The sequence below is a fragment of the Saccharopolyspora sp. NPDC002376 genome, from assembly GCF_053593195.1.
The window spans coordinates 74,744-96,449 of record NZ_JBSFBZ010000022.1 but is presented as its reverse complement, the minus strand read 5'-3'; the positions used below and the strand labels follow the sequence as shown (position 1 = coordinate 96,449).

The window sequence follows — 21,706 nt, the reverse complement described above, 5'->3', positions numbered from 1 at the left end:
ATGGAAACTGTGCTCGGCTCCTCACGGGAGACCACAGTTTCAATTGAAACTGTAAACCGCCGGCAGTCCGGGAGACGGCGTACGTGGCGCGTCGGCGCGGCGGCGGCGTTGGCGCTCGTGGTGCTCGGCGGGTGCAGTTCTCGCGGGGTCTACGACCTGCCGTTGCCCGGTGGGGCCGATGTCGGCGACCACCCGTACGAGGTGAAGGTGCAGTTCAGCGACGTGCTGGACCTGGTGCCCAACGCCGGTGTCCGGGTCAACGACGTGTCGGTCGGCCGAGTCAGCAACATCGGGCTCGCCGACGGCTCCTGGGACGCCGAGGTGACCGTGCTGGTCAACGGCGACGTGCACCTCCCGGCCAACGCCACCGCCCGGCTGCGGCAGTCCAGCCTCCTCGGCGAGAAGTACGTCGAGCTCGCCGGACCGCCCGAATCGCAGCAGCCGGTCGGGAAGCTGGCCGACGGCAGCGTCATCGCGCGGTCGAGCACCGGCCGCAACCCCGAGGTCGAAGAAGTGCTGGGCGCGCTGTCCATGCTGCTCAACGGTGGCGGCGTTTCCCAGCTGCAGAGCATCACCAAGGAGCTCAACGCTGCGATGGAAGGACGCGAGTCCGACCTGCGCAGCCTGCTGTCCAATTTGGACGAACTCGTGTCCGGTCTGGACGCTCAGCGCGACGACATCACCCGCGCTCTGGACAGCATCAACCGGCTCAGCGCCCGCATCAACGAGCAGCGCGGCAGCATCGACACCGCGCTGCGCGACCTGGAACCGGGCCTGCGCGTGCTGAACGAGCAGCGCACCCAGCTGGTCGACATGCTCAAAGCGTTGGACCGGCTCTCCGTGGTCGCCACCGATGTGGTGAACCGCTCCGGCGACGACCTGGTGCACAACCTCGACCAGCTCACCCCGGTGCTCCAGCAGCTCACCGCGGCCGGGGACAACCTGCCGAAGTCGCTGGAAGTCCTGCTGACGTACCCGTTCCCGGACAACGTCACGGACGGCATCCAGAACAGCGACTACGTCAACCTCTACACCAACGTGGACCTCAACCTCACCGACATCCTGCAGAACCTGGGCCGCAGCAGGCAGCCGCTGATCCCGCTGCCGGACGCGGTGCAGAACCTGCCGCTGCCGCTGGCACCGCCGGCCGGGCAGGACACCCCGCCACCACCGCCAACCGATCATCCGCAGAAGGACTCCGGCGGTGGCCTGCTGGGCTCGCTGCTGGGAGGTGGCCGCTGATGCTCACCCGTCGAGTTCGCCTGCAGATCGTCGCTTTCGTCGCGATCGCCCTGGTCGGCGTCAGCTTCGCCGGCGCCCGCTACGCCGGGCTGGACCGGTTGTTCGGCCCGCGCGGATACGTGGTCACGCTGAAGCTCGCCGACACCGGCGGCGTCTTCGAGAACGCCGAGGTCACCTACCGCGGCGTGCCGATCGGTCGGGTCGGCACCATCGAGCTCACCAACACCGGGGTGAACATCCCGCTGGACATCGAATCCAGCGCCCCGCAGATCCCCAGCGAAGTCGAAGCCGTGGTGACCAACCGGTCCGCGGTCGGCGAGCAGTACGTGGACCTGCAGCCCAAGCGGGACGACGGCCCGTTCCTGGAAGAAGGTTCGGTGATCACCCAGCAGTCGGCCACCACACCGCTCCCGGTCGAAACGCTGATGACCAACCTGGACGGGCTGGCCAACTCGGTGCCGGAGGAATCGCTGCGCACCGTGGTCAACGAGCTGGGCACGGCCTTCCGCGACAACGGCGGGAACCTGCAGACCATCGTCGACACCAGCCGCGAGCTCATCTCCACGGCCCAGGAGCACCTGCCGCAGACCGTGCAGCTGCTCGAGGACGGCAAGACCGTGCTGGCCACGCAGAACGAGCAGGGCTCGTCGATCAAGTCCTTCGGCCGCGACCTCCGGCTGATCTCCGAGCAGCTGAAGAACTCCGACGGCGACCTGCGCGCGATGATCCAGAAGGCCCCGCCGGCCGCCCAGCAGATCAGCGGCCTCATCCACGACAACCAGCAGCTCACCCCGCTGCTGACCAACCTGACCAGCACCTCGCAGCTCATCGCCAAGCACGTCGACGGCATCGAGCACGCGATGGTGCTCTACCCGGCAGTCGTGACCCCGAGCCGCACCGTGGTGCCCGGCGACGGCACCGCGCACTTCGGTCTGGTGCTCAACGCCTTTGACCCGTTGCCCTGCACCAAGGGTTACGAGCAGACTGACCGCCGCAACGGCATCGAGATGGACCCGGTCCCGGTCAACACCGAAGCGCACTGCGCGGAGCCCCCGGGCAGTGAGACCTCGGTGCGCGGCGCGCAGAATGCACCCGGGCAGTAGGAGAGGAACCCGAGAATGTCCGCAGGAACCCGACGGCGCCCGGTCGTCACCCTGGTGCTGTTCGCGGTGAGCCTGGTCGCGTGCCTGGCCACCGGGGTCTCCTGGGCCCTGGCAGCCAACGATTCCTCGATCGCCTACGCCGAGGTGCGCGACGAAGCGCTGCGCGACGGGCAGAACGCGATCATCAACTTCAACACCCTGGACTACCGGGACGTCGAACGCGGCCTCCAGAACTGGGAGGACCACTCGACCGGCCCGCTGCGCGACGAGATCCGCCAGAGCCGCAAGGACTACGCGACCCAGATCGAGCAGAAGCGCAGCACCACGACGGCCCGCGTCCTCGACTCGGGCATCGTCGAACTCGACGATCGAGCCGGAAAAGCGCGGATGATCGCGGTCCTCCAGGTGACGGTGAACGTCGAGGGGGAACAACCGGCCACCAAGCAGGACCGCTACCAAGGCGAACTGACCCGCGAAGGCGACGCCTGGAAGCTCAGCGCCCTCGGCCTGGTGCCGGTGGGCTGACGGCGGACCGCGCGAGCAACACGAGGAGTGCCCCAGTGCCAACCAACCGCCGCCCCGGCAAGCAACCAGCCCGCCGCCCCACGGTCGCGGGCCTGCGAAACCGCCCGACGCACAACGAAGAGCTCCTGGCCGAGGCCAGAACCGCCGACGGCGGTGATGCCGTCGCGGAGGCGAAGCCGGAGCAGGGCGATGCTGGCGGAGCTTCGTCGAGCGAGTCCGACGGTACGTCCGTCGTGACCGAATCCGGTGCCACCAAGCGCAAGCCGGCCTGGGGGTTGTGGGTCGCCACCGTCGTGCTCGCCGCGTTGGCGGTCTGGTTCGGCTTCGAGGCTTACTCGGCGCGCTACACCGGTGCCGCCGCGAACGAGGCGCTGGTTTCGGCCGGGGAGACCAGCGAGGTCACCGGCCAGGTCTCCGACGCCGTGGAGAAGCTGTTCTCCTACGACTTCAACGACACGGCCAAGACCGAGGCAGCAGCGCGAGACCTGCTGACCGGCCCGGCCGTTCAGCGTTACCAAGAGCTGTTCTCGGTGGTCAAGGACCAGGCCCCGCAGCAGCAGCTGATCGTCACCACCACGGTGAAGGAACGCTCGGTGACCCGCCTCCAGGACGACCGCGCGGAGCTGCTGCTCTTCGTCGACCAGTACGCCAGGCGAGCCAATGCCCCCGGCGAGAACGCCGGCCCGGCCCAGATCTCGGTCAGCGCCGAAAAGCAGGGCGACACCTGGAAGATCAGCCAGATCACCCTCCGCTGACCGGAGCCCTCCTGGATCAAGCGAACCGCGAGAGCCACCGCCCCGAAGCGGTAGCTCTCGCGCTTCTCCGCCAAGTCCGGGACGCGACGCGTCATGTGATGCACCCGACGTTTCTCCGAAAACCACGTGCAGGTCGAATTTGTCTTCTAACGTGGCCCTGCGCGTCGGCGATCACGAGGGGGCATCGGTGACTGAACCGGGAAGCGACCGGGCGGAGATGGAAGCGCGCAACGCGGCTATCAAGGCGCAGGTGGACGGTCTCCTGGAGAAGTTCGAGCAGCAGACGCGCACGCTGCAGGAAGCGCAGGCGGCAGCTTCCACGGCATCGGCGACCGTGACCTCGCCAGACGGATCGGTCACCGTGACGGTCGATTCCGCCGGAACCATGACGAACTTGGAATTCTCCGCCAAGTCGTTCCAGCGCAGTGACCCGCGCGTGGTCGCCCGGACCGTGCAGGAGACGTTGCAAGCGGCCACGGTGCAGGTCAAGAGCCAGATGGCGGACCTGCTGTCGCCGGTGACCCAAGACTTGCCGGACCTGTCGGATCTGATCGACGGCGCGCCCTCGCTGAAGGGCTTGATGCCGAAGATGCCGGACTTCTCGGAATCGCCCAAGGCGCCGGAACCCCTAGCATCCCAAGCTTCCCCGTCGCCTTCAGCTGCACCGGCCAGCCCTGGTGCGGATCAGCCCGAGCCCAAGCCCACGCAGCCTCAACGAGCGCGGAGGCAGCAGGCCGACGATGATCCGGAGTTCGACGAACCGGACTCATGGCTCCGATGACCGGGAGCTCGATGGACCCGATTCGGGTCCGGGGTGGTGCGGCGAAGTTCGACGGTGCCGCCGACCAGATGGAGCAGATCAACCAGCGCCTGCAACAGGCGTTGCAGGCGCAGGGGCAGTGCTGGGGCAACGACGAGGCCGGTCAGCAGTTCGCGAAGGACTACCTGCCTGGTGCCGATGGCATGCAGGAGGCGTTGTCCTCCGTGCAGGAAGCACTGCACAACCTCCGCTCCCAAGTGGAGGGAGCGGCCAATGACTTCGAAGCGGTAGACCAGGGCAATGCCGACGACATCGGTCAGGTGGGGGCCTGACGCGTGGGGCTGGAATTTCCCGAAGAGGTCAAGTGGCTGCTCCCCATTGTCGTCGGGGAGAGCTGGCCGGAAGGCGACGAGGACAAGCTGCGCGAGCTGAGCGCTGCTTGGACCGAGGCGGCACAGGCGATTCCTGCTGTGCAGGACACGGGCGATGCCGCGGCCAGGGAAATTCTCGGGTCGTGGGAAGGGGAATCCGCCCAGGCCTTCGAGGAGATGTGGAAGAAGTTCACGGCTGGCGGCGATCAGCCGCCGGTGTTCCAGTCGCTTGAAGAAGCCTGAAACGGGCTGGCGGAAGCGTGCGACAACGCGGCGCTGGACATCGAGTACACGAAGTACATGATCATCGCGTCGCTGGTCCTGCTTGCCATCCAGATCGCCGCGATGATCGCTGCCGCGTTCGTCAGTTTCGGCGCGTCCAGCGCCGGGATCGTCCCCGCGCAGCTCGCCACCCGCACTGCCGTCCAGATGGTGTTCCGGCAGCTCGTGCAGAAGCTCATGCAGATGGGCTCCAAGAAGTTCGTGAAGGAGCTCTTGGAGAAGGTCCTCAAGGAGGGCCTGCAGAAGCTGATCAGCAAGAGCGGTCTGCTCAACCTGGGCAAGTCCATCGCCACGAACGTCGGCACGGAAATGGCCATGGATGCGGGGATCCAGGGCGTCCAGATGGCCAAGGGGGACCGCTCCAGCTTCGACTTCGGCAAGAGCAAGGACGCGGCACTCGGTGGCGTTGGTGGCGGCATCGCCGGACATCTGGTCAACGGTCGCGCGGCGACCGGGGCCGTTGGTGACGTGGCCGCGGATGCTTCGGGGAGCGTGCTCGGTACTGCGGCGAAGGGACTCGTCGACGGCTCGGTGCGGGGTGCCGCGGAAGGAGCGCTCGGCACCGTCGCCGGAGCGGCGATGACCGGTGACCTCGGGAACCTCTCGGCCAGCGATGTGCTCACCGGGGCTTCCAGCGGTGCCGTTGATGGTGGAATTGGCGGTACGAAGGGCGGTTTCGAGCAGGTCACCGCGGACGCCCGCGCAGCTTCTGCATCGGTGAGTTCGGTTGCGGACAGCGTTGGATCCGTCGCGGACAGCACGAGTTCGGTGGCCAGCGGCGTGGAAACCGCGTCGAATGCGAACGTTGCGGCTCCAGGTGGTGGACACGAGGGCGGTTCACCAGCCCCGGGCGGCGGGCACGGCGGAGGCTCGCTCGCCCCGAGCGGTGGCGCGCCGGACGTTTCGCACGGAGGCGGTGGTTCTCCCGCGTCTGGACTCGGTTCAGACGCGGGCCCCGGGAGCAACAACACTCCTTCGTCCACTTCTGCAGCCGCTGCGGCGGCACCGGAGAGCCCGGGATCCCCGTCTTACGGCTCTGCGCCCGGACCCGGTGGCATGCCTCCGCAAGGCCCTCCTGGCCAGCACCCGGGCAATCCTGGTCCGGGCGGCGGAATGCAGGGCGGTGGAATGCCGCAGGCCCCGATGTCCGGTGGTGGAGGCATGCCTGGTGGCGGGGGCATACCAGGGGGCGGTATGGCGTCCACCCCGATGGGACCGGGCGGTGGCGGTCAAGCCCCGCCGAGCCCGGGTGGAGGGGCAGGCCAAGCCCCGCCGAATTCGGCTCCCGGCGGTGGGGCTGGGCCACGCGGCGATTTCGCCCCGGCAGGTGGCCGTCAGGGCGGTTTCGCACCCCAGAACAGCATGCCGAACGCAGCGCCGGAGACGCCGCGCTCTCCCCAGACCGGTCCGAACGGCCAAAGTGGACAGGTGCCGGGAAGCGCCGGTCCGCGCCAGCCAGGTGGGCAGCTGCCGGCGCAGAACGGCTCGCAGGCCTTTCAGAACGGCCCCAGCGGAGTCTCGCCAGCGGCCTTCCAAGGCGGCGGCGCCCCGCAGCAACCTGGCCAGAACCCGGGCCCGCAAGCCGGTTTCCAACAGGCAGCGCAGCCTGGCCCCGCGCCGGGACCGGGCGGGTTCGCCCCGCCTGCGGACGTTGCCAGGCAGGGAGGGTTCCGACAGGCCGATTCCCAAGCGCCAGGCGGCCAGAACCAGCCGGGCGGTCCCCAGCAGCGTGGCCCGCAGCCTCCGCGAGGACCGCAACCGCAGGGAGGCTTCGACCCCCGAGGTGGCCTTCAGCAGCCGCCCGGAGCGCAGCCCCGGCAGGGGCCGCCGGCTCCGCCGCAAAACCCAGCCCAACCAGGGCCGGGTAATCCCCAGCGCTTCCAGCAACAGGGCCCGGGCGGTCAACCTCAAGGACCCGGTGGCCGGCCGCAGGCACCTGGCTTCCAGCAGCAGGGCCCAGGCGGTCAGCCGCAAGGCCCTGGTGGGCAACCGCAGGGTCCGGGCGCGCAGTGGCAAGCAGGTCCGCAACAGCAGGGACCAGGTGTGCAGCCACAGCGCGGCCCCGGCGGGCAACCCGCGCAAGGCCCTGGCATGCCCCCGCAACGGCAGGGAGCCATGCCGCCGCAAGGCCCCGGTGGCCAGCCCCCAAGGGCTCCAGGCGGTCAGCCTTCACCGGTCCCTCGCTTTCAACCACAGCAGCAGGTCCCGGGCGTTCAGGCGCAACAACAAGGTCCTGGCGCCCAGCCGCAGCGCGGGCCAGGCGCTCAGTCTCCGCAGGGCCCTGACGCGCAGCCACCGCGCCAAGGTGCTTCGCAGCAGCAGGCTTTCGCCCCGAAGTTGGGCGATCAGCCGATGCGACCTGCGCAGAGCACACCGGCGCAACGCGACGTCCGAACGGACTCCGGTCAGCGCCCTGCTTCGCAGTCGCCGGCACCCACCGACAAGTCCCGTGCCGACCAGCCACAACGCGAGGGCAGCGCGGAAACACCGGCGGACGCGGATGCCAACCGCACTCCGGAGTTCCCGGAACGCGATTCACCGGACCGCACCCGAATCGAGGAGACCCCAGAACGCTCCACTTCGGACATCAAATCGGATGAAGCCCCGGAGCATGCCCAGACGTCCGGTAGCGATACGTCCCGCATCGGCGAAGGCTCGAGCACGACCACGGACCACCGGTCGGATTCCGAGCCGCACGACAACGGCGGACACTCGGCGGATCGCGCTACGTCCGAGCGGCGTCCGGATGAGGATTCCACAGCTGACCCGGAGCGCGAGGTAAGCGCCGATCGTGATTCCGGCCAACGTCGGGATCACGATGAGCCGACAGATGGCGCTCTGTCGGACGAAGAGGTGTCCGCGCGGGTTGACGAGCAGAAGCCGGATCTCTTCGGTGAGGACGACACGCATGAGGTGCTCGACGCCGAGGCCGAACTCCGCTGGAAGCTGATTCAGAAGAGCTCGGAGTACACCCAGCCGGCGGTAGACCAGAGCCTGGACTTCTGCCTGGACCCGAACTACCGCGCCCCGAAGGAGTCGTTCGACGCACTTGACGATGTTCTGTGCGGTACGAGCACCGACAACAAATCCACTGGTCCCGAGCGGACCCGGTGTGCCTACCTCGCGGAGCGGATCAACGAACGGATCGCGGCGCACCCGGAGTACCTGGGCTCGCTGTCGAAGCAGGGTGCGATGGGCGCGCATGCCTACAGCACCTCGGACGTCTACACCGCGCTGAACACGGCGGCGCGGACCGGAACGCTGTCACCGCACCAGATGCGTCAGCTCCAGGCCATTGTTTCCGGCATCAACGAGCTCCAGCACTACGAGGGGCCGTCCGTGCGGGGGCTCAACCTCGGAAACCCGTTCGCCGCCGCACTCGCGGCGGGGCACTACCAGGAAGGCAAGGTCACGGTCGAGCCCTCCCTCACCAGCGTGTCGATGGGCGAGGGCGACAACAAGTTCGTGGGCGACGTCGAGCTGCAGATCGACTCGAAGACCGCCAGGCGGCTCCAGGAACTCGCCAGCCAAGTCAGCGAGCGCGAAGGCGTGCTGATGCCGATGTCCCAGCTCTACGTGCACAGCAAAGAGCTGGTGATCGCTCGTGACAAGAACGGCAACGTCCTCACCGACCAGGACGGAAACCCGCGGGAGAAGTGGGTCATCAAGGCGGAGGAGATCGTTCCAGGGGATCCGCGCTACCTGAGCCCGGAGGACGCCAGCCGACAGGTTGCGGAGCGGCAGAAGCAGTCCCGCCTGGAAAGCGAGCTCGCGGAGATGAGCAAGTCGAAGACGGTCGACAGCAGGTTGAATCCCGTTGACGACGATGGCGGCCTCGGGCAGTACGAGAAGTCTTCGTCGGACGAAGGCGTGGGAACCGGCTCTGCCGACGACTCGGTCGATTCCGGTGACTCCTCGGTGGATGAGCCCCGTTCTTTCGACGGAACCCCGGAGAGTCCCGCTGCGAACGACTTGCCGACTCCGGAGAAGCCCGCTGCGTGCGAGCCAGGCGAAGCAGGGCAAAGTTCCGAAGGCGGCGACAGCAAGATCACCCGGCTGTTGGACGGGCTCGAGGAACCGCAGAGGTACGGGGCGGCTGAGAGCTACGGAGCCCATGACAGGGTATCCGCTGGCGAAGTGCCGCCGCTGTCGGTGGATTCCAGCGGAAATCCGGACTGGAACGCGATTTCCCATTCGACTGAGCCCATCACGACGCTGCCAGCGATCCACAGCCTCACCGCTCATCCGGAGCACGGTGCGGCCTACATCGCTGCGAACCACCCCGAGCTGGGCAACGTCAATCCGAACTTCCACACGCAGGGCGCGTTCGAGAACGGGTGGCAGACGAACTGCACGCGCAGCGTGGTGACCTACGCCCAGCGCCTGCTCGGCTTCGACGTGCAGGCTGAACCCGTGCTGCCGAGCGAACTCGCGGAAAAGGGCACCCCGGAGTACGTCCAGAGCCAGCTCGGCGGCCAGTGGGAGCACCACGGGACGAGCTACGACAGCATCATCCAGCGGGTCAGCCAAGACCCGGTCGGTTCGCACGCCGTGATCGGAGTGGTGTTCGATACGCCGAAGGGCCCGATGGGGCACGTTGCGCTGGTCACCAACACCCCGGAGGGCGTGGCGTTCATCGACCCGCAGTCCGGCAGGTTGATGGATCTGCCCTATCCGCCCATCCGGCTCGACCTGCTGCCCTACGGTTCGCTGCCCGAGCCGGGTATAGGTGTCGGTGACCCGGGAGCGAACCAGCATTCCACTATGGACCGAAGGGTGTCGAACAGCGCGGATCTTCTGGTGCCCGACTCGGATCCGCCCGAACGGCCGGATTCTGTTGATGAGTCAGGGGAAACCGCGCACGACGATGGTGCCGATGACGAGCCGGGATCCGACAGCGATCGGGAATCCGCTGATGATTCCGCGGTTCGCGGGGAATTCGACGACTCCGAAGCGGAGCGGGAGAACCGGATTTACCGCTCGGACGGGCCGTGGTTCGGCCAGCACGTGAATCCGCTCCGCACGGTTCCTCCAGTGGAGGAGGACGAGGGTGAGCCGCTGCCTGCGCCTCCGATCGCACCGGTGGTCCCGGGCCGCGATCCCTCGCCGTCCTGGCCGACCGAAGGGGACCTCGATGCGCCGCCCACGATCGGAACCGGCACGCCGGACGGTGCGGGCATGCCTGAGGCGCCCCAGTGGCCTGAGATGCCCGAGATGCCAGGCGGTCCGAAACCGCCTGGCTGGTTGGGTTCGGATGCACTTCCGTCCATGCCGATGACTGACTCCGGTTCCGTGTTGGGGAACGGTGGAGGCGGCCTGCCGGATGCCAGCAGCCCCGCGAGCGCATCGTCGGCCGCAGGTGGTCTGGGCGGGCCCGGCGCAGGGCAGATCCCACCCGGCAGCGGCTCGGCCGGTACCGGCTCCGCAGCGAACGTAGGTTCGGCGGTCGGCGGGAGGTCCGCGGCTGCTGAGCAGGCCGGTGCGGCGATGGGCGGTATGCCCGGGGCAGGCTCGGGCGGTGGTACCAACACATCCCGGGAGCGTTGGCGGCCAAAGGGCGACGGCTCGGTGACCTACAACCGGGAGCGGACCATCCCCGCTGATGCGGCAGCGATGTACCTGCGCAACCAGGAGGCCACGACGCTGCTGTCCAGCGACGGCCGTCAGGTGGAGTTCCGCAAGGACGCCGCGGTCGACCTCGGCGCAGGGCACCCGGACGACATGCCGGAGACCGCGGTGATGCTCCGCTACGAGGCCGTGGACCCGTCCAGCACGGGAGTACCGTTCGACGAGGGTGACCTGGGCGTCAGCGAATTCACCGGTAGCGCGGAGATCTACGTCGAGAGCGCTGATGGCTCAGAAGTGCTGCTGGGCACCTTCAACGCCGGCTCGCGGTCGTGGACGCCCACCCGCATGGGGCGCAAGTGGCTGGACGGTGGGGAGTGACGATGCATGAGGGAGGATCTGCCGACAGTGGACAGGGCTGACGCGATCGAGCTGGCCGAGAAGTGGCTGCGGGCTACCGGGCAGGGGCTCGGCGAGCCGGATGGTGTGCGGGTGGATCACGCCAAGGTGGTCCGCACCGCTGAGGGGTGGCAGATTCCCTGGAACAGCGTTGCGTGGTTGGACCGGGGCGATGCGGGCAAGATGATCATGCCGCCACCTGCCTTCGTGGTCACCGAACCCGAGGGACAGCTTCGGCACGCCAACACCACGCCGCACCCCGGCTTCTCGTCGCCGGCTCACTGGCCGGGGGAGCCGAAGCGCGAGGAGATCATCGACTCGGAGTACCGAGCGGCCGAGCTGTTCGACCTGGGGGTGCCGCGGCACGCGATCCTCGGGTGGAAGGTCACCCACCCCGATGGTCGTGTGGAGGAGCAGCTGAACCCGGACTACATGCCCGGGCCGATCCAGCTCGGGATGCCCCGGCACCGGAACCGGCTGGAGGCGATGCTCAACCACCTGACGCTGAAGCGGATGACGCGCGAGAAATTCCTCAGCGGGCTGCTGCAGTGCGAAATCCTCATTCCCGTCAGCGACTTCGACGCGCCGCCGGACGAGGTCCTGTCGAACCTCTCTGGCACCGTGGAGGTGTTCAGCTCACCCGCGCGGATCCCGCGCTCCGCCGAGTGGATCCGCACCACGGTGCCGACGTTCATCAGGCATTCCGACGCTGCGATGGTGATCAACGTGCGTGGTGAGCCGAAGGCGGAGGTCACTGCCGACGAGCTCGCCGGGCTCCGGGAGCCCGCCTTGGCGACCTATCCGAACCGCCCGGACGTTCCGGTCTACCCGGCGAAAGCCGGCTACGAGAGCGAGCCCGGGCTGGACCGAGAGACGGCCGGGCGGCTGCAGCAGCAGTTCGAGCTGGAGGAGCCGCCGTACTTCTCTTCCGACTGGTTCGAGCAGGCGCGGGCGAGCGGTTACAACCTGACCCGCGAGGAGCAGGAGCGAAGGCTCCTCGGCTCGGCGTGGCTCCGCCGCAATCGTGCTTGGAGGGGCGCGGCTTGGAGCGGCGACGACGACATCTCGCACCAGTCCTGGCCGACCGATCTGCACGCGAACGGCCTGATGGCGTTCCACGACAACGCGGGTCGGGTGCGGCCGGCGCTCGACACCTTCGGCAAGCTCTCACGTGTGGGCTGGATCGAGCCGCGCACGTCCTGGTCCGCGCTCATCGGGGCGTACGTCGGCTTCGCAGTGGGCGATGCGCTCGGTTCGGCGCTGGAAGGAATGTCGCGGCCGGAGATCGAGCAGCGCTACGGCCGACGCGGCATCACGGGCATGGAGACCGCCTTCGAACGCCCCGGCCAGGTGAGCTGGCGAACGACCATGCTGCTCTTCCTTAGCGAAGGTGCGGTACGAGGCATGGGCACGTCGTTGCTGGCGATGCAGCCCACCGCCATGCAGTCGGCGCACGCCCGGTGGCTGGTCGCTCAAGGTGTGCCGTGGCAGCAGGCTGCAGGACCGTTGGCGGCAGCGCACTCGCAGCCCGATGGATGGCTGGTGCGGACCCCGGAAATTCGGGGAGCGCGTGGAGCGTCACCTCAGTTGCTGGCGGCGATCCAGCAGAAGATCGCCGATCCCGGCCAGGACTGCAACGTGCAAGGGCCGGTTTCGCTGATCTGGTCGCTACCCGGTGGGTTGACGAGCAAGGCCACGGCGGGAGGAATCAACGCGCTGGCCAAGGGCTGGAACCGGAGCGAGATCGACGTCGCGGCTTCTGCGGTCTTGAGCGCGATCTTCGCGGAGCTGTTCCGGCGAGAGGCCTTCATCTTCCCCGTGCGCGTCCAGCTCAAGGACAGGCTCGGGGGCGGCTACCTGGCAGAGCCGCCGAACCAGGCTTGGGAGCAGGTCTCGCGCATGCTGCGGAACGTGTCTTCGCGGGCTCAGAAGCCGCTCAACATCGATGCCGACGACATCGCTGCGATCGATCCCGGCGATGCGACGCTCACGGTGCTCGGTCGTGCGGTCTACGCGGCTGCGAAACGTGAGTACTACCCGAAGGAAGCGCTCCTGCTGGCGGTCAACAATTCCCCGAAACCGGCGATCACCGGAGCCCTCACCGGCGCCCTCGTCGGGGCGAGGGCCGGTGTTGCGGGGCTACCGCGTGAATGGGTCGAAGCGCTGGACCTCGGCGATCTGGTGCAGGAAGTGGCCGACGAGCTCTTCTGGAACTTCGGTCACCGCAACCCGCTCGGTGAGCTTGAGAAGGAATGGGCTGAGCGCTATCCCAACTGGTGACAGGGACCGCTGAGTCTGCGTGAGTGGTGGCGGTTGTTCTTGGCGCCGTCCCAGCTCATGGCAGCTGCTGTTGCTCTGGTACTGGAGCGACTGGAGATCGAGAGCTTCGTGGTCCTGGCCGAGGAGTTGCGCTTCGGTCGTACCGCTGAGCGGCTGCAGGTCAGCCAGACGATCCAGCAACATCGGCAACGCCGGAGGACCTCTCCTGGCCGCAGCCCTGTCGGCAGGAGCGACCTACACCGCACCCCTGGCCATCGCGGCGGCCCTCGCCGTCCCCGGCCTCCTGCTGTCCTACCTGGCCAGCCGGAGGGTTCAGGTCAGGGGCCGATGTGGATGTGGGCTGACCAGCGGGAGGGTTCTTCCGGGTAGTGGGCTCGGAGCTGGCGGACTGCGTTGTGGAGGGCGTAGGCCGCTCGGTCCGTGTCGAAGTGGTCGGTGAACAGGTCTGCGTAGACGTCCGCGTGGATCGCCACCGCGCTGTCCTCGTCGACCTCCCACAGGGTGCCGATGGCGTGGGTGAAGCCCGCGAAGACCAGTGCTGCCGGGAGGGACACCGCCGCCGCGCAGGGTTCGTCGGCCGCCGTCGCGCACTGGCCGAGGTAGCAGAACTCCGCTTCGTCCAAGGAGATCTGGCCGAGTTCGACCAGACCCAGCGGACGCTGCGGAGCTTCGCGGTCCAGGAGCATGCCCGCCGCCGGTTGCGTCGGGAACTGCGAGCTCGGTTCGCAGATGTGCAGCCACGGGTGGTTCGGGATCATGCGCAGCATTTCCGCCGCGGTGGCCGTTTCCACCGCTGCGATCTCCGCGGATGGCCAGCGCTGGGCCAGGACCTGGTTCTGCCGCGGCAGTTCGCGAGCCACCATTTCCGCGGAACCTGCTGCCACCAAAGGGGTTCCGGATTCCGGGACCGGACGTTCGCTCGCGCGCAGCAGGCAGCTCAGGGTCGGCGTGTACGAGGAGACAACCCTGTCCAAAGTGGACTCACCAGTGCGGGCGGTTGCCGCGTGCATAGGCAGGAATGCCGGGGCACCGAAGGCGCTCCACCACATCCGGGGCCAGCGGGCGCCCGGCCTCGGGGTGTTCAGGTAGCCCATGCGGTCCAGGACCGGGCGGGTGATGCAGCGCCAGGTCCAGTCGAGGCCGTTGGTCAGCACCGCGTGCTCATCCCGGTGCGCCGACTCGAGCATCTCCGCGGCGCGCTCCGCCGCCTTCTCCGGCGTGACGTCGGGCAGCGGCACGAGCAGTGCGCGGCCCGCGATGAGCACCAGCGCATCGCAGCGGTAGCGGCTGAGGTTGACCAGCACCACCGAGCCCTCCGGCGCGGCGTCGGCGAGCTTCGCGAACGGGGTGCGGCGCAGGTGGTCGGGTTGCACCGAGCGGGCTTCGGCCAGCAACTCGTCCCAGGTGCGGGCCAGGTGCGTCCGGTCGTCGAGTTCGGTCAGGCCGGGTTCGGCCACCGGGCGGTCCAGCAAGCGCCGCAGCCGGACCGCCTCGTCGGCCAGGTCCGGGTGGGTGCGGTGCAGTTCGCCGAGTTCGCCGCCGGTGGGCAGGAAGTCCGCCAGGATCGCCGAGCGCCCGTGCTCCAGCAGCTCCACCGCCAGCTCGAGGTTTCCGCTCTCCACCGCGCACGCCGCCGCGTCCGCCGCGATCGACGCCCACCGCTGCTGCGAGACCGGCGGCGCCACGACGCGCTTGCCGCGGGTGACCAGCGGCAACAGGTCGACGGCGTAGGTGAACGACTCCAGCGCCTCGGACCAGCGGCCCGCCTGCGCGCAGATCCGGCCGGCCAGCGCTGCCGCCCGCAACCGCTGGTCAGCAGGGGCGTTGCTCTGCTCCGCAGCCTCCATGAGCACCTTGCGCGCCCACCGGTAGTAGCGCTTGCGCCCGCTGCGCTGGTACAGCGACTGCAAGGCGCGGGCCTGGTGGATCGCCGCGTTCGCGCGCTCGGGGGCGTCCAGCCGCATGGCGTTGAGCGCCTGCTCGAACAGCTCGATCGCCGTTTCGACGTCGTTGGTCTTGCTCGACAGCCGGAACCGGTGCGCCGCGATGATCCCCAACTGCGTCAACGCGGCGTGCTGCGTGGACGGATCCTCCTTGGCCGCCTCGCGTGCCAGGTCGGCCGCGCTGTCCAGGTCGGAGCTGTCCTTGCTGTGCTCGAAGCGCTCGATCAGCGTCGTGGTCAGCGCGTTGAGCACCGCGCCGCGCTGCTCGGCCGCTGCCGCGGAGGCCGCCGCTTGTCCCGCGGTGACGGCGGTGTCGAGCACCTTCGGCTCGGCTCCGTGCACGAAATGCCTGCGCAGCAAGGTTGCATAAGCCGTGAGGGCGGTGGCGCGCTCGGTGTCGTCGGCGGACATCGCGCGCACCGCCGGGGCGATCGGCCGCAGCACCCGGCGCAGCTGGCTGGCCTCGCCGGTGGCGTCGACGTGCTCGACGGTGGTGGTGGCCAGGTTCCAGATCGCGGTGCCGAGCAGATGGTGACCGGTGTCGAGCACGCCGAGCACCCCGACCAGCTCGCTGATCGCCGAGTTGAGGTCGGTCAGGTCGCCGTTGGACCGGAACCGAAGTCGCAGCGCACGGGCCAAGCTGCAGAGCGCTGAGCGGCGCGGATCACCGTCGGCGAGAGCCCCGGCGCCCGAGCCGAGGTGCTTGATGGCGTCGTCCAGGTCGTCCTGGGAGTTGCTGCGCTCGTACCGGCGCAGCAGCCCGGCGCCGAGGTTGACCAGCAGTTCGGGGGTGGCCGGGTCGTTGGCCGGGGAGATCCGCGCGGCCTCCCGGAACACCTCGATCGACTCGTCGTCGGAGGCGGCCGAGTCCGCCAACTGGGCGTGCAGCTTGAGCGCGTTGGCCAGCCTGACCAGCGCCATCGCCCGTCGCGGGTCGCGGCGCGACGCCTGCTCGACGGCAGTGCGGGCGGCCTGCACGCTCTCCGCCGCCGTGGCCGTGCGCTTCGTCTTGCCCGCGAGATCGGCCAGCGCCAGCGCGAGGTTGCACTGGTAGAGGATCCGGTCGCGGTCGTTGTCATGCGCCGCGGTGGTGGCCGACCGGTAGTAGCCGATGGCGTCCTCGAGATCGGCCAGATCGCCGCTGCGCAGGTGGGACAGCTGTGCAGCGCTGCCGAGGTTGTTGAGCACGCCTGCTCGCGCGGGATCGCCCTCCCGCAACATGCCCGCGGTGGCCCGGAAGACCTCAGTCACCCAGGGCAGCTGCTCGAAGTCGAGGGTGGCGACGATCTGGTTCATCGCCGCGATCGCGTCGGCGTAGCGCTGCTCGGCGCTGCGGCGGGGATCCGGGGCCGGAGCTGCGGGTTCCGGGGCTGGGGGATCCGGGGTGGCGTCCTGTTCGTCGGTGAACCAGCTGGAGCGGTTACCTCCCCGAGCGCTCTGCGCTGCGGTCCAACGTTGCAGCCCGCCGAACCGGTCGTTCGCGCGGCTTGCATCGTCTGTCATCGGTCGTTCTCCTGTGGCTAGCTCACCGGGTCACCGGTCGGGGAGTTCTCGGTGGGGTCGTAACACGCTACCGGCGCGCGCAGCCGCCGAATAGCCCGTGTGCACCACCTGAGATCGCACCGGTGGACAGCTGTGTCCATCGGTGCGATCCGCTCGATCTCCGAACCTACTCGGCACGTGCGACGAGGGGTTCTGCTTGAGATCATCAATACTCACGGCTACCACGCAGTGGTCGCCGCTACTTCCAGATCGGCCGGCTGCGGGGGTGAACCGGTCGACGTCGTAGTCCGCTCCGCGAACGTTGTCGTAGACGCTGTTCTTCCTGGTCGGGTGTTCCCTGTCGTGCAGGATCATGCGCCCGGCAGTGAGCCCGGACGCCTGCCAGTCCTCGCGAATTTGTACTTGTTGTGCCCGGCTGGGAGCCATGTAGAACGGTTCGGCCACTGCGGATGACGGCTCTTCGTTGAAGTCGCCTGTCATGATGATCGGCAGGTCTTTTTTGAACGCGGGCTCCAGGAAACTCCGGTAACCGCCGCTGCCCGTGATCTGATGGGCCTGCTTTTTGCGCGTCTCCGAATAGTCGTCGCTGTCCTTGTCAGCCTTGAGGTGCGTCGAGCAGACTTGGACGGTTCTGCTTCCGAGGGGAGTGATCGCGCAGAGCAGCTTGCGGCTCTCGGTGCCCTTGTCACGAGGGTCGCGGTAGAGCTCTTCATCAACAACTGCGTCCTGGTGCGCGGCCATCGTGGCGAAGGCGGCTAGGAGTCCGGGTAATCGACTTCGGTTGCGGCGGGTGCCGAGTCCGCGACGCTGCGTGCTCAGGTGCAAATCGACCTCCCCGGTTCAAGATCGAGAATTCGAAGATCGAATCCGGCGGTCTCCATGACCGTCGGTGCGGATCCGAGCACATGGGGTGAGTCGCCGAGGGCGACTTCGCCGGATTGACTCCGTTCAGCCCAGTCGTCCGGGAATGGCCGTGATCGATAACGAATGCTGAGGCGCCGGCCACTCTTGGGGTTGATCTGGCGGGGTGCTGTCAAGAGCCGTTCGGAGGGCGGTCGGGAGTGTCGTGCGGGAGCACCCCGAACCGTCCGGCGCTAGTGCTCTGACCAGGCAAAAGTGCGCCCCCGATGGCCACGTGCAGTGATCGTGTTTTGCGCCACGAGGGTGATCGGAGCGTGATCTCTTGACTGGCGGCGCGCTGGGGTTCACTCTGGTGGCCAACGCGGGGCTGGGCCGCTATCAGTGGGCCCCCTCGACAGCTGGCGGAGTTCCAGCTAGACTGCTACTTTGCGCTGCCCTCTTTCCGTCTGCCCGTGCGTCGGGTCGTAGGATGGCGGGCGCCACTTGCACCCTTGACAGCTGTGTTAGCGGACTGCGCGTTCGCGTAACGCGCGCTTTGATAACGCGGCTGTAGCCAGTTCAGAGTCCCGGAAGGACGCATCTTGGCAGTCTCCCGCGCGACCAAGGTCTCTGCAGCTTCCAACTACACGTCGGGGATCCCTGGGGCACCCAAGCGGGTCTCGTTCGCGAACATTCGCGAACCGTTGAACGTGCCGAACCTGCTAGACCTGCAGATCCAGTCCTTCGAATGGCTTGTCGGTAACGAAGCCTGGTTCCAGCGCCGGGTTGACGCCGGCGAGGAAGTTCCGGTTGGTGGTCTCGAGGAGGTCCTCGGTGAGATCTCCCCGATCGAAGACTTCTCCGGATCGATGTCGCTGTCCTTCTCCGACCCACGCTTCGACGAGGTCAAGGCCTCCGTTGAGGAGTGCAAGGACAAGGACATGACCTACGCGGCGCCGCTGTTCGTCACCGCGGAGTTCACCAACCACGGCACTGGCGAGATCAAGAGCCAGACCGTGTTCATGGGTGACTTCCCGATGATGACGAACAAGGGCACCTTCATCATCAACGGCACCGAGCGGGTCGTCGTCTCCCAGCTCGTGCGGTCCCCCGGTGTCTACTTCGACCAGTCGGTCGACAAGACCACGGACAAGGACGTCTTCAGCGTCAAAATGATCCCCAGCCGCGGTGCGTGGCTGGAGTTCGACGTCGACAAGCGCGACACCGTCGGCGTCCGCATCGACCGCAAGCGCCGCCAGCCGGTCACCGTGCTGCTGAAGGCGCTGGGCTGGTCGGCCGAGGCGATCCGCGAGCGGTTCGGCTTCTCCGAGACCCTGATGGCGACCCTGGAGAAGGACCACACCGCAGGCACCGACGAGGCGCTGCTCGACATCTACCGCAAGCTGCGCCCGGGCGAGCCGCCGACCAAGGAGAGCGCGCAGACCCTCCTGGAGAACCTGTTCTTCAAGGAGAAGCGCTACGACCTGGCCCGCGTCGGCCGCTACAAGGTCAACAAGAAGATCGGTCTGGGCCTGCCCTACGAGACCGGCGTGCTGACCGAAGAAGACATCGTCACCACGATCGAGTACTTGGTTCGCCTGCACGCGGGCGGGACCGACATGCCCGCTCGCGGTGAGGGCGAAGGCGCCACCGTTCCGGTCGAGGTCGACGACATCGACCACTTCGGCAACCGGCGCCTGCGCACCGTGGGCGAGCTGATCCAGAACCAGGTCCGGGTCGGCCTGTCCCGCATGGAGCGCGTCGTCCGCGAGCGGATGACCACCCAGGACGTCGAGGCGATCACCCCGCAGACCCTGATCAACATCCGCCCGATCACGGCGGCGATCCGGGAGTTCTTCGGCACCTCGCAGCTGTCCCAGTTCATGGACCAGACCAACCCGATCGCGGGCCTGACGCACAAGCGTCGTCTCTCCGCGCTCGGCCCGGGCGGTCTGTCCCGTGAGCGCGCGGGCATGGAAGTCCGAGACGTGCACCCCTCGCACTACGGCCGGATGTGTCCGATCGAGACGCCGGAAGGCCCGAACATCGGTCTGATCGGCTCGCTGGCGACCTTCGCCCGCGTCAACCCGTTCGGCTTCATCGAGACGCCGTACCGCAAGGTCGTCGACGGCCGGGTCACCGACCAGATCGACTACCTGACCGCGGACGAAGAGGACCGCTACGTCAAGGCGCAGGCGAACGCGACGATCGACGACGACGGCAACTTCGTCGACGACCGCGTGCTGGGTCGGCGGAAGGGCGGCGAGGTCGAGCTCCTCGCGCCGACCGAGATCGACTACATGGACGTCTCGCCGCGGCAGATGGTCTCCGCCGCGACCGCGATGATTCCGTTCCTCGAGCACGACGACGCGAACCGCGCCCTGATGGGTGCGAACATGCAGCGTCAGGCGGTGCCGCTGCTGCGCAGCGAGTCCCCGCTGGTCGGCACCGGCATGGAGCTGCGCGCCGCGGTCGACGCCGGTGACGTCATCACCGCCGAGAAGGCCGGTGTTGTCGAGGAGCTGTGCGCCGACTTCGTCACGATCATGGCCGACGACGGCACCCGCCGCTCGTACCGGATGAACAAGTTCTCGCGGTCCAACCACGGAACTTGCATCAACCAGAAGCCGATCGTGAACGAGGGCGACCGCATCGAGGCCGGTCAGGTCATCGCGGACGGTCCTTGCACCCAGAACGGTGAGATGGCGCTGGGCAAGAACTTGCTCGTCGCGATCATGCCTTGGGAAGGCCACAACTACGAAGACGCGATCATCCTGTCCCAGCGCCTGGTGCAGGACGACGTGCTCACCTCGATCCACATCGAGGAGCACGAGGTCGATGCTCGTGACACCAAGCTGGGCGCCGAGGAGATCACCCGGGACATCCCGAACGTCTCCGACGACGTGCTGGCCGACCTCGACGAGCGCGGCATCATCCGCATCGGTGCCGAGGTCCAGGGTGGCGACATCCTGGTCGGCAAGGTCACCCCGAAGGGCGAGACCGAGCTGACCCCGGAGGAGCGCCTGCTCCGCGCGATCTTCGGCGAGAAGGCTCGCGAGGTCCGCGACACCTCCCTGAAGGTGCCGCATGGCGAGACCGGCAAGGTCATCGGCGTCCGCGTGTTCAACCGCGAGGACGACGACGAGCTGCCCCCGGGCGTCAACCAGCTGGTGCGGGTCTACGTCGCGCAGAAGCGCAAGATCCAGGACGGCGACAAGCTCGCCGGCCGCCACGGCAACAAGGGCGTCATCGGTAAGATCCTCCCCGCCGAGGACATGCCGTTCCTCTCCGACGGCACCCCGGTCGACATCATCCTGAACACCCACGGTGTTCCGCGACGGATGAACATCGGCCAGGTGCTGGAGACGCACCTCGGCTGGATCGCCTCCCAGGGCTGGTCCATCGACGGTGACGCCGACTGGGCCAAGCGCCTGCCGGAGGACCTGTACGAGGTCGAGGCCGGCACCAACACCGCCAGCCCCGTCTTCGACGGTGCGCGCGAGGAGGAGATCACCGGTCTGCTGGCCTCCACCCGCCCGAACCGCGATGGCGAGCGCATGGTCGGTGGCGACGGCAAGGCCCAGCTGTTCGACGGGCGCAGCGGCGAGCCGTACCCGTACCCGACCGCGGTCGGCTACATGTACATCCTGAAGCTGTCGCACCTGGTGGACGACAAGATCCACGCCCGTTCGACCGGCCCGTACTCGATGATCACCCAGCAGCCGCTGGGCGGTAAGGCGCAGTTCGGTGGTCAGCGCTTCGGTGAGATGGAGTGCTGGGCCATGCAGGCCTACGGCGCCGCCTACACGCTGCAGGAACTGCTCACCATCAAGTCCGACGACGTGGTGGGCCGCGTGAAGGTCTACGAGGCGATCGTCAAGGGCGAGAACATCCCGGAGCCGGGCATTCCGGAGTCCTTCAAGGTGTTGCTGAAGGAGCTCCAGTCGCTGTGCCTGAACGTCGAGGTGCTCTCCAGCGACGGTGCGGCCATCGAGATGCGCGACAGCGAGGACGAGGACTTGGAGCGCGCTGCTGCCAACCTCGGCATCAACCTGTCCCGCAACGAGTCGCCGTCCGTCGACGACATCGCGCACTGACACTCGCCGCCGGTCCGCGGGATCGCTCCCGCGGACCGGCG

General features: G+C 68.0%; 11 protein-coding genes and 1 pseudogene. 10 read left to right on the top strand and 2 right to left on the bottom strand.

The window, feature by feature from the left end; genetic code table 11:
• The first annotated feature begins 108 nt into the window (after window positions 1-108).
• The 9 genes and pseudogenes from ACWCO2_RS17115 to ACWCO2_RS17075 all read left to right on the top strand — a co-directional run bounded on the left by ACWCO2_RS17115 (window position 109) and on the right by ACWCO2_RS17075 (window position 13,282).
• Complete coding sequence (locus ACWCO2_RS17115) at window positions 109-1,242, top strand: MCE family protein (protein WP_450128688.1); 1,134 nt, start codon at window positions 109-111, stop codon at window positions 1,240-1,242.
• Complete coding sequence (locus tag ACWCO2_RS17110) at window positions 1,242-2,345, top strand: MlaD family protein (RefSeq protein ID WP_450128687.1); 1,104 nt, start codon at window positions 1,242-1,244, stop codon at window positions 2,343-2,345. Before ACWCO2_RS17115 ends, ACWCO2_RS17110 begins: the two co-directional genes overlap by 1 nt.
• A gap of 15 nt (window positions 2,346-2,360) precedes the next feature.
• Window positions 2,361-2,870: a hypothetical protein gene (locus ACWCO2_RS17105; protein WP_450128686.1), complete on the top strand. Its 510-nt coding sequence runs from the start codon at window positions 2,361-2,363 to the stop codon at window positions 2,868-2,870.
• A 35-nt stretch (window positions 2,871-2,905) separates the two neighbouring features.
• Window positions 2,906-3,625, top strand: a complete 720-nt coding sequence (locus tag ACWCO2_RS17100) for a hypothetical protein (protein ID WP_450128685.1) — start codon at window positions 2,906-2,908, stop codon at window positions 3,623-3,625.
• Window positions 3,626-3,776: 151 nt separating this feature from the next.
• On the top strand, window positions 3,777-4,406 hold the full coding sequence (locus ACWCO2_RS17095; RefSeq protein ID WP_450128684.1) for a YbaB/EbfC family nucleoid-associated protein: 630 nt from the start codon (window positions 3,777-3,779) through the stop codon (window positions 4,404-4,406).
• Window positions 4,407-4,417: 11 nt separating this feature from the next.
• Window positions 4,418-4,717, top strand: a complete 300-nt coding sequence (locus tag ACWCO2_RS17090) for a WXG100 family type VII secretion target (protein ID WP_450128683.1) — start codon at window positions 4,418-4,420, stop codon at window positions 4,715-4,717.
• Between the two features lie 3 nt (window positions 4,718-4,720).
• A pseudogene (locus ACWCO2_RS17085) lies at window positions 4,721-5,161 on the top strand (WXG100 family type VII secretion target); the annotation flags it as partial.
• A gap of 24 nt (window positions 5,162-5,185) precedes the next feature.
• The gene (locus ACWCO2_RS17080) at window positions 5,186-10,984 is read left to right on the top strand and encodes a toxin glutamine deamidase domain-containing protein (RefSeq protein WP_450128696.1); all 5,799 of its coding nucleotides are present in this window, start codon (window positions 5,186-5,188) and stop codon (window positions 10,982-10,984) included.
• 6 nt (window positions 10,985-10,990) lie between these two features.
• Complete coding sequence (locus ACWCO2_RS17075; protein ID WP_450128682.1) at window positions 10,991-13,282, top strand: ADP-ribosylglycohydrolase family protein; 2,292 nt, start codon at window positions 10,991-10,993, stop codon at window positions 13,280-13,282.
• Between the two features lie 317 nt (window positions 13,283-13,599).
• On the opposite strand, the gene ACWCO2_RS17070 is transcribed toward ACWCO2_RS17075, so the two are convergent.
• Window positions 13,600-16,728, bottom strand: coding sequence for a CHAT domain-containing protein (locus tag ACWCO2_RS17070; RefSeq protein WP_450128681.1), 3,129 nt, complete (start codon window positions 16,726-16,728; stop codon window positions 13,600-13,602).
• A 30-nt stretch (window positions 16,729-16,758) separates the two neighbouring features.
• Window positions 16,759-17,469 (bottom strand): endonuclease/exonuclease/phosphatase family protein, encoded by a 711-nt coding sequence (locus tag ACWCO2_RS17065; protein WP_450128680.1) that lies wholly within the window; start codon window positions 17,467-17,469, stop codon window positions 16,759-16,761.
• Window positions 17,470-18,170: 701 nt separating this feature from the next.
• Between ACWCO2_RS17065 and rpoB the strand changes: the two genes are divergently transcribed.
• On the top strand, window positions 18,171-21,665 hold the full coding sequence (gene rpoB, locus ACWCO2_RS17060; RefSeq protein ID WP_450128679.1) for a DNA-directed RNA polymerase subunit beta: 3,495 nt from the start codon (window positions 18,171-18,173) through the stop codon (window positions 21,663-21,665).
• The last annotated feature ends 41 nt before the right edge of the window (window positions 21,666-21,706 follow it).